At 66.8% G+C, this 8,908-nt stretch carries 11 protein-coding genes; 6 read left to right on the top strand and 5 right to left on the bottom strand.

Annotated elements, in window-relative coordinates; genetic code table 11:
* Positions 1-92: 92 nt before the first annotated feature.
* Positions 93-353, bottom strand: a complete 261-nt coding sequence (locus AB0H86_RS06410; protein WP_362433602.1) for a LuxR C-terminal-related transcriptional regulator — start codon at positions 351-353, stop codon at positions 93-95.
* Positions 354-701: 348 nt separating this feature from the next.
* Between AB0H86_RS06410 and AB0H86_RS06415 the strand changes: the two genes are divergently transcribed.
* The 3 genes from AB0H86_RS06415 (at position 702) to AB0H86_RS06425 (ending at position 1,967) form a co-directional block, all read left to right on the top strand.
* Complete coding sequence (locus AB0H86_RS06415; protein ID WP_362433604.1) at positions 702-935, top strand: LuxR C-terminal-related transcriptional regulator; 234 nt, start codon at positions 702-704, stop codon at positions 933-935.
* A gap of 157 nt (positions 936-1,092) precedes the next feature.
* Complete coding sequence (locus AB0H86_RS06420) at positions 1,093-1,515, top strand: hypothetical protein (protein ID WP_362433606.1); 423 nt, start codon at positions 1,093-1,095, stop codon at positions 1,513-1,515.
* A 62-nt stretch (positions 1,516-1,577) separates the two neighbouring features.
* Entirely contained in the window at positions 1,578-1,967 is a 390-nt protein-coding gene (locus AB0H86_RS06425) for a hypothetical protein (protein WP_362433609.1), read from the top strand.
* A gap of 104 nt (positions 1,968-2,071) precedes the next feature.
* On the opposite strand, the gene AB0H86_RS06430 is transcribed toward AB0H86_RS06425, so the two are convergent.
* Both AB0H86_RS06430 and AB0H86_RS06435 read right to left on the bottom strand, forming a co-directional pair.
* Positions 2,072-2,476: a hypothetical protein gene (locus AB0H86_RS06430; RefSeq protein WP_362433611.1), complete on the bottom strand. Its 405-nt coding sequence runs from the start codon at positions 2,474-2,476 to the stop codon at positions 2,072-2,074.
* Positions 2,477-2,689: 213 nt separating this feature from the next.
* Complete coding sequence (locus AB0H86_RS06435; RefSeq protein WP_362433614.1) at positions 2,690-4,963, bottom strand: transglycosylase domain-containing protein; 2,274 nt, start codon at positions 4,961-4,963, stop codon at positions 2,690-2,692.
* A 408-nt stretch (positions 4,964-5,371) separates the two neighbouring features.
* Between AB0H86_RS06435 and wblA the strand changes: the two genes are divergently transcribed.
* Positions 5,372-5,710 (top strand): transcriptional regulator WblA, encoded by a 339-nt coding sequence (gene wblA, locus AB0H86_RS06440; protein ID WP_362433732.1) that lies wholly within the window; start codon positions 5,372-5,374, stop codon positions 5,708-5,710.
* Positions 5,711-5,721: 11 nt separating this feature from the next.
* Here wblA and AB0H86_RS06445 read toward each other — a convergent pair whose 3' ends face one another.
* Together AB0H86_RS06445 and AB0H86_RS06450 are read right to left on the bottom strand one after the other, a co-directional pair.
* The gene (locus tag AB0H86_RS06445) at positions 5,722-7,089 is read right to left on the bottom strand and encodes an ArsA family ATPase (protein WP_362433616.1); all 1,368 of its coding nucleotides are present in this window, start codon (positions 7,087-7,089) and stop codon (positions 5,722-5,724) included.
* Positions 7,086-8,063 carry an ArsA-related P-loop ATPase gene (locus AB0H86_RS06450; RefSeq protein ID WP_362433619.1) on the bottom strand — a complete coding sequence of 326 codons (978 nt, stop codon included), beginning with the start codon at positions 8,061-8,063 and terminating at the stop codon, positions 7,086-7,088. Before AB0H86_RS06450 ends, AB0H86_RS06445 begins: the two co-directional genes overlap by 4 nt.
* A 95-nt stretch (positions 8,064-8,158) precedes the next feature.
* On the opposite strand from AB0H86_RS06450, the gene AB0H86_RS06455 reads away from it, so the two are divergent.
* Complete coding sequence (locus AB0H86_RS06455; RefSeq protein ID WP_020129281.1) at positions 8,159-8,317, top strand: DUF4177 domain-containing protein; 159 nt, start codon at positions 8,159-8,161, stop codon at positions 8,315-8,317.
* Positions 8,314-8,781: a RidA family protein gene (locus tag AB0H86_RS06460; RefSeq protein ID WP_362433622.1), complete on the top strand. Its 468-nt coding sequence runs from the start codon at positions 8,314-8,316 to the stop codon at positions 8,779-8,781. Before AB0H86_RS06455 ends, AB0H86_RS06460 begins: the two co-directional genes overlap by 4 nt.
* Positions 8,782-8,908 lie beyond the last annotated feature (127 nt).

Below are 8,908 nucleotides of genomic sequence, written 5' to 3' on the forward strand. Positions count from 1 at the left end.
CGAGGGGTGCGAACAGTGCGTGTCCGCGTTCCTGGAGCCGCGGGCGTTCTTGCGCCTCGTCGCATGGGTGATGGGCGCGCACTGGGGCGGTTTCATGCATCGGACACGCCGCTGCTGTCGGACGGCAGGAGCCCGAATTCCTGGGCGCGGGCGCCCAGCGCCATCCGGCCGTTGGCTTCCAGTCGTTCCATGAGGCGCTGTATCTTGCGCTGCACCGTGCGGTGTCCCACGCCCAGGCGCCGTGCGATGGACGCGTCATTGAGCCCCAGGTACAGCAGGTTCAGAATTCTTTGGTCGCACGCGTCGATGTACGGTACACCGGCACTGGCCTCAAAATCCGACGTAATGGTCATTTTTCTCTCCCCCGAGACGGCTGGTCCACTACCTCTCGCGGTCAGTTTAGGAAGCGTTTTTCGCCTCGAACAGCCGGATAAAACTCGCTGAAGGGTGTCAATGGGGCGGCAACGGGGCGAGTGGGGCGACGTCTTCACGTCGCTCCGCCGGCCGAGGAGCAGTCGGTCAACTCCTCGGCTGCCGAACTGGACAAAGGGCTCAGACTCCCCCCGCGGTGGCGCAATTGCGCCACCCCAAATGCGTAGTTGGCGCGCCTGATCAACTTTGTACGGCTATTAGGGATGTCCAGGCTGACCTAGGCTCACCTCCAGGTGAACAGTTCTTTGCGTGCTCATGGGGGGCCTCGTATGGATCACGCACCAGCTATCGATGAAGTCGAGTTGCGCATTCTTCAGTTGTTGTTCGAGGGGCTGGGCGAAGCCGCTGTCGGACGACGGTTGGGGCTCGGTCACCGCACGGTTCAGCGCAGAATGCGAAACCTGATGATCCGCTGGCGGGTCAAGGGGCGAGTCGCGCTGGGTGCGCGCGCCCAGGAGTTAGGGCTACTGGTAACAGATTCCGGTTCCGCAAAGGCCGCCTGACTGTGCTCCAGGGCTGTCCGACTGGCGTTTATTGGCCAGCGGAAATCGTTGTCCCCTCTGTTGGACGCTGCCTAGTCTTTCTGGGTCGTAAGTCGGCTATTCACCAGGCACGTTGAAATCCGACTGATTCTTGTTCTCGTATGGGAGAAGGTTCGATATGAAGCTCGCCTTCAAGCGGCCGTTGATGGCCGCAGCCGTCGGTGCCGCCGCTTTCGGTCTGGTGGCCACCGTGGGTACCGGTCCGGCATCCGCCAGCGGACTGGCGACCGTCACCTGGTGGAACACCTGGAGCGGCGCCACCTTCGCGGGCGGGAACGGCACCCTTGAACCCCTCGGCGAGAAGCTGTGGGCGGAGGACCGCCAGCCGGACGGCTGGGGGACCCGTGCCCAGCTGCAGTACAAGGGCTCGGACGGCGCCTGGCACAACACCGGTGGCGTCTGCTTCGACGACACGTCCACCACCGGTGCGACCCTTTGCGACCGGAGCGTCGCGGAAGGCACGTCGGTCCGGGTGCACATCTGGGCGTCTAACGACGGCGCGACCCGGGCGGGCGCCTACAGCAACGAGGTCGACGCCTGAACTGATCCGTTCCGGGGGGATTCCGGCGCGGCGGGAACTGTAACGGCTATCCAAGGAGAGCTATGCGTCCGTTTCAGCGGATGGTGTGCACCGTAGGCACCGCAGCGGCGGTCACGGTCATGATGAGCGGGAATGCCTGGGCGGGAACGGATGCCCACATCAACGCGAAGAACTACTACGCGTCGATGGTGACGTTCACCGCGGACGGTGAAAAGGTGAACATCATCGACGAGGAGGCCGACGGGCACTCGGCGGTCGCGATTGTCGACGTCAACGACAGCTCGCCGCTCACCTACACCCTGTGGAACTACAAGGGCAAGAGCACGGGCATGCTCTACGACTTCGATATTCCCGAAGGGACTCCCGTCGTCATCCAGGCGTGCGTGGGCGAGTACGGGACCAAGACGGTGGACTGGGACTCGTGCGGCCCCTATGCCTTTGGAAAGGCATGAGACCCGGCGAGTGAACCGGCCTTCTGGGCCGTGACATGAGAAGGGGCCCGGCGTGTGCCGGGCCCCTTCTCATGTCCGCGGTGCGAAGCGCTCCACCGCCGATATCACGTCCAGGTCCTGACCGCTTCCATCATGTGGTCGTAGCTGTCCCAGATGATTCCGCCGGTGGGCGTGCCCTGCCAGTCGCCGAGCAGACAGCGGAGTGTCACATGGTGATCCTCGGCGAATGAGAGATTGACATCTCGGGTGGTGTCATTGCCCTCGCTGTTCCAGTAGTAGTACGTCCCGTATCCGTCCACGGTGAGCTCCGCGACAACGGAGTGCCCGTCAGCATCCCGGTCCTTGATGATGAGGTGCTCGCCATAGGGGCGGAACTCGCAGTAACCGACCTGGTTCCAGCCCGTGTAGATGCCTGCGTTCGCGTCGTCGGCCTGGGCTGAGGAAGAGGCAATTCCGACCATGGTGCAGGCGGCCGCAATGGTGGCGGCAAGTCTCGCTGTTCGGCGCACGATCGCTTCCTTACGTCTTTTCCTGACATGGGTACGTCGACTCTCGGCGACCGCCCGAGTACCGCCTCAAAAAATGACAAGGGGCACCCTCGGGGCGGGGCCGCAGGTGAATATGTCACGGCCGCCGCCAGGAGAGTGCCCTTGCCACGGAACTGGCGCAATTACGCCTGGGTGCGCATGAATCGGGGTGCGCGGAGTGGAGACGCGGGCCTGTCAGCCGCGCCCTCCGCCGTTGCCGTTGCCCTGGAAGAAGCCGTCCGGGAAGCTGAAGCTCGGCGTCGGCTGCGTGCCGCCGTTCGTGCCACCGTCGGTCAGGCCGCCGGTGGCACCGTTGCTGTCGCCGTTGTCACCGTCGCCGTTCCCGTTGCCGTTCCCATCGCCGTTCCCATCACCCTTGTCAGGGTCCTCCTTCTTGGGGTCCGGGATGTCGACGAGGTTGAAGGTCTCCACGCTCTTGCCCTCCAGAGCGCCGGACATGGCGTCCCGCCAGATCGGGCCGGGGGTGTCACCGCCGTAGACCTCGGCGTGGAAGGAGCCGCCGATGGTGATGTTGGTCATCTCGACCTTCTGGGAGGCGCTGCCGACCCAGACGGCGCCCGACAGGTTCGGCGTGTAGCCGACGAACCAGGCGTTCTTCCGCGAGTCCGTCGTACCCGTCTTGCCGGCGCTCTGCCGGCCCGACAGTCCGGCCGCCTTGCCCGTACCGGAGTCGACCACACCGCGCAGCAGCGTATTGACGGTGTCCGCGGTCTTCTCGCTCATCGCGCGCGAGCACGTCGACTTGGGCACCTCCAGCGACTTCTTCTCGCCGGCGACGGTCTGGGCGATCGACTCGATCGCGACCGGGGTGCAGTACATGCCCCGGCTCGCGAAGGCCGCGTAGGCGCTCGCCATCGTCAGCGGCGACAGACCCGTCGAACCGAGCGTCATCGACGAGGGCACCTCGGGGACCTTGTCGCCGTTGCCCTGGACCACGCCCAGCGCGTCGGCCATCTTCACCACCGGGCACATGCCGATGTCGGCGAGCATCTGCACGAAGTAGGTGTTGACCGACTTGGCCATGGCCTGCTTCAGCTCGTAGGGCCCGACCTCGGACTCGCTCTCGTTCTCGAGCTTGTAGTTCTTGTCGTTGACCCAGGGCTTCCCGCTGCAGGACTGGACCTGGCTCGGGTACGGCATCTCGTACGGCGCGGGGTAGGCCTGCGTGGCGGGCTTGCCCTCCTCCAACGCCGCCGCGGCCAGGAACGGCTTGAACGTCGAACCCGTCGGGAAGCCGAAGTTGGAGCCGCCCATCGCCGCGTTGACCGAGTAGTTGTACTCCGTCTCGTTCTTGCCGTAGCCGTACGGCTTCGACTGGCCCATCGCGAGGATCTTGCCGGTGCCGGGCTCGACCAGCGTGGAGGCCGCGGCGACCTTGTCGCTCTTGTAGACGTGGTCCTCGAGCGACTGCTCGACCGATTCCTGCGCCTTCGGGTCGAGCGTCGTACGAATGGTCAGGCCGCCCTGGTTCCAGAGCTTCGACCGGGCCTCCTTGCTCTTGCCGAAGACCGGGTCGCTGAGGAAGACCTTCTCGACGTACTTGCAGTAGAAGCTGGCGCCCTGGACGGCCGTGATGCAGCCGTTCCTGGGCTTGCTGACCTTCAGGCCCAGTGGATCCTTCATCGCCTTGTCGGCCTCGGCCCGCGAGACGTCACCGACCTCCGCCATGCGTCGCAGCACGGTGTTGCGCCGCTTGGTGGCCTCGGCCTCGTCGTTGATCGGGTCATAGCGGCTGGGCGACTGCACGATGCCGGCCAGCAGGGCCGACTCGGAGAGGGTCAAGTCCTTGGCGTGCTTGGAGAGATAGCGCTGGGAGGCGGCCTCGACACCGTAGGCCTGCTGACCGAAGAACGTGATGTTCAGGTAGTTCTCGAGGATCTTCTTCTTGCCGAGCTCCTCCTCGACCTGGATCGCGTACTTCAGCTCCTTGATCTTGCGGCCGAGGGTCTGCTGGGTGGCCTGCGCGACCTTCGTCGGGTCGTCACCGGCCTCCTCCACGAAGACGTTCTTCACGTACTGCTGGGTGAGCGTCGAGGCGCCCTCCGAGACGCCGCCGCTCTGCGCGTTCTTGTTGAGCGCGCGCAGCACGCCCTTCAGGTCGATCGCTCCGTGCTGGTAGAAGCGCGAGTCCTCGATCGCGACGATCGCCTTCTGCATGTACGGCGAGACGTCCTTGAGGCCGACCACCGTGCGGTCGCGCGAGTAGACCGTGGCGAGCTGGCCGCCGTCGGCGTCGAGGATCGTGGTGCGCTGGCTCAGCGGCGGTGTCTTCAGGTTGGCCGGGAGCTCGTCGAAACTCTCCACCGACCCCTTGGTCGCGAGCCCGAGCGCGCCCGCCGCGGGCAGCGCGATGCCGGCCATCACGGCTCCCGCGAGCACACTGACACCGAGGAACTTGGCGGCCTGCTGCGTGGAGGACAGACCACCGCCCGAACGCTTTTTTGGCATGGGGGCAGCCTACGTTCTCATTCGCCGGACACACGTATATGCCTTGGCCTAAGCTGCTCTCAACTGTCACAGCTGTAGGGCTACGTATCAATACGTCCGGCGACCCCGAATCGTTCCGGAGGTTCCCCAACTTTTTTGGTGGGGGCGTGTCCGAATCCGCCTCGTGTGTCACCTGGTGCCCGTTGTGACGCAACATAACTGTCCTGGTTTGCCGGGATAGTCACGTATGTCGCCAGCTCACTCCCCCGGGTGATCTGCCGCTTACCCATAGTCCGTTCGGGCCATTCAAGATTGGGCCCGAAGGGGGTGTTGCGCTGTGCCCACCTTCCGTAACGTCCTCAACTGGCGGCGGTGAATATGCCGCTGCCGCCGTGGGGGAGCCTCGATTCGGGAGAGGACGGCGCCGGTATGGGCTGGGTAACCGACTGGAGTGCGCAGGCGGCCTGCCGCACTACCGATCCGGATGAACTGTTTGTTCAGGGAGCAGCGCAGAACAGGGCCAAGGCGGTGTGCACCGGCTGCCCGGTGCGCACGGAGTGCCTGGCCGACGCGCTCGACAATCGCGTCGAGTTCGGCGTGTGGGGAGGGATGACGGAGCGGGAGCGCCGCGCACTGCTGCGCAGGCGACCGACCGTGACCTCCTGGCGCCGGCTGCTGGAGACCGCGCGTACGGAATACGAGCGGGGGGCTGGCATCCTGCCCCTCGACGACGACGAGGTCTACGAGCACTACGCGGCGGTGAGCTGAGGGGGGCTCCCTCAGGCATCTGCCTCCGTCTCGGGCAGCTCCGGCCGCTTGGCCGCGAGCCGGTCACCGATGTCCCGCAGCCCCACGAGGTCGTGGACGTCGCCGGGCAGCGCGGCCACTTCGGCCACCGCCACCTCGGGGTGGCGCGCCGTGAAACGGTCACGTGTGCGCTGCTCTCGGGAGAGCAGCCGCATGCGCTCGGCATGCAGCCTCAGCAGGCCTGCGGTGAGTTGTTCGACGGATCGCTCCTGGTCCTGCTTCTGCGCGCGCTTTTGCTGCGTGGGGTCCTGGTCCGTGGCAGCGGGGGAGCCTTCGTCGGAAGCAGGAGGTTCTGAACTGTCGTACGTGTCGGGAGAGTTACGAAGTAGTGCTTTCCCGTCCCCCTGATCGACAATGCGGGGCTCTTCAAGATTTTCCGCGGCGGCGTGTGCCCGCTCGGCCGACAGGTGGGCGGCGCCGCTGCCGTGGACCCGGTTGAGCACCAGGCCGGCCAGGGGCATGTCCTCGGCGGCCAGCCGCTCCACGAAGTACGCGGCCTCCCGCAGCGCGTCCCGCTCCGGCGCCGCGACCACCAGGAACGCCGTCCCTGGCGCCTGAAGCAGCTTGTACGTCGCGTCCGCGCGCGTGCGGAAGCCGCCGAAGGTGGTGTCCATCGCGGCCACGAACGTCTGGACGTCCTTGAGGAGTTGCCCGCCGAGCAGCTTGCCGAGGGTGCCGGTCATCATCGACATCCCGACGTTCAGGAACTTCATCCCGGCGCGGCCGCCCAGCTTCGCCGGGGCCGTCAGCAGCCGGATCAGCCGGCCGTCCAAGAAGGACCCCAGCCGCTTCGGCGCGTCCAGGAAGTCGAGCGCCGAGCGGGACGGGGGCGTGTCGACGACGATCAGGTCCCACGCGTCTCTGGACCGCAGCTGCCCCAGCTTCTCCATCGCCATGTACTCCTGCGTGCCCGCGAAGCCCGCCGAAAGCGACTGGTAGAAGGGGTTGTTCAGGATCGTGGATGCCCGCTCCGGATCCGCGTGCGCCTCGACGATCTCGTCGAAGGTGCGCTTCATGTCCAGCATCATCGCGTGCAGTTCGCCGTTCGCCGAGTCATCGACGCCCTTCACCCGGCGGGGCACGTTGTCGAGCGAGTCGATGCCCATCGACTGGGCGAGCCGGCGTGCCGGGTCGATGGTGAGCACCACGACCTTCCGGCCGCGCTCGGCTGCCCTCAGGCCGAGCGCCGCCGCGGTGGTGGTCTTCCCGACCCCGCCCGAGCCGCAGCACACCACGATGCGGGTCTTCGGGTCGTCGAGCAGGGGGTCCAGGTCGAGGACGCGGGCGGGGGAGAGGCGGTGGCGGGAGGGGTCTTGGGAGTGGGGCTCGTTCGGGCTCATGACATCCCCTGTTCCCGCAGTTCGGTGGCCAGTTCGTACAGGCCCGCCAAGTCCATCCCCTCGGCGAGCAGCGGCAGTTCGTGCAAGGGCAGGCCCAGCTCGCCGAGCACCGCCCGCTGCTCGTGCTCCAGCGTGTACCGCTCGGCGTACTCATTGGCCTGCGCCACCAGCGGATCGACCAGCCGCTCGGCGTTCCCGCCGCGTCGCGCTCCGCCTAGCCCCGCCGCCGACAGCGAGCGTGCGACGGCCGTCCGCGGGGCCGTCCGTACGAGTTCCAGGTCGGCCGCGTCCAACACCTCCGGCCGCACCATGTTCACGATGATCCGCCCCACCGGCAGACTCGCCGACCGCAGCTCGGAGATCCCGTCCACCGTCTCCTGGACGGGCATCTCCTCCAGCAGCGCCACCAGGTGCACCGACGTCTCTGCCGACTTCAGCACCCGCATCACGGCCTGCGCCTGATTGTGTATCGGGCCGATCTTGGCGAGGCCCGCCACCTCGTCGTTGACGTTGAGGAAGCGGGTGATACGGCCGGTGGGGGGTGCGTCCATCACGACGTAGTCGTAGGCGAACCGGCCGCTCTTGTCCTTGCGGCGCACCGCCTCGCAGGCCTTGCCCGTGAGGAGTACGTCTCTCAACCCGGGCGCGATGGTGGTGGCGAAGTCGATCGCGCCGAGCTTTTTCAGGGCTCGGCCTGCGCCGCCCAGTTTGTAGAACATCTGGAGGTAGTCCAGAAGGGCCAGTTCGGGGTCGATGGCCAGGGCATACACCTCCCCGCCCCCGGGAGCGACGGCGATCTTGCGCTCCTCATAAGGCAGCGCTTCCGTCTCGAAGAGCTGCGCGATGCCCTGCCGACCCTCGACCTCGACGAGAAGCGTCCGCTTCCCCTCGGTGGCGAGGGCCAGCGCTAGGGCTGCGGCGACCGTGGTCTTACCGGTCCCGCCCTTGCCGCTGACGACCTGGAGCCTGCTCACGTATTCGAGCCTAACCAGTCCGCGTGCGGGCTACGCCGGAGGCTGTGGACAACGTGGCTGCGGATGGGGGGAGGGCAGCGGCTAAAGTCGGCCACATGACCAAGTGGGAATATGCAACTGTGCCGCTGCTCGTCCACGCCACGAAGCAGATTCTGGACACCTGGGGCGAGGACGGCTGGGAGCTTGTCCAGGTCGTGCCCGGGCCGAACAACCCCGAGCAGCTGGTGGCCTACCTGAAGCGGGCGAAGGCGTGAGCGCGGTCGAGGCGCGGTTGGCCGAGCTGGGCCTGAGCCTTCCTGCCGTCGTACCGCCGCTGGCCGCCTACCAGCCGGCCGTGCAGTCGGGTGTGTACGTGTACACGTCCGGCCAGCTGCCGATGGTGGACGGCAAGCTTCCGGTCACCGGGAAGGTGGGTGCGGAGGTCACGGCCGAGGAGGCCAAGGAGCTGGCGCGTACGTGTGCGCTGAACGCGCTGGCCGCTGTGAAGTCCGTGGCGGGTGATCTGGACCGTATCGCTCGTGTGGTGAAGGTGGTCGGGTTCGTGGCCTCGGCGTCGGACTTCACGGGGCAGCCGGGTGTGGTGAACGGCGCGAGTGAGCTGCTGGGCGCGGTGCTGGGTGACGCGGGTGTGCACGCGCGGAGTGCGGTGGGGGTGGCGGTGCTGCCGTTGGACGCGCCGGTGGAGGTTGAGGTTCAGGTGGAGTTGACGGGGGCGTAGGTGGGGGTGGCTGTCGCGACTGCGGCGGCCGGTGGTGGGGGGTCGGGGACGGGACGGGGGTGTCCGTCCTCGGTCTGGCGCGGAATCGGTTTCTTGGTGAGTGGGCGGTGTTGACGCGCCAGACGCT

This window comes from Streptomyces sp. NPDC050997 (assembly GCF_040660135.1).
Lineage (GTDB): Bacteria > Actinomycetota > Actinomycetes > Streptomycetales > Streptomycetaceae > Streptomyces.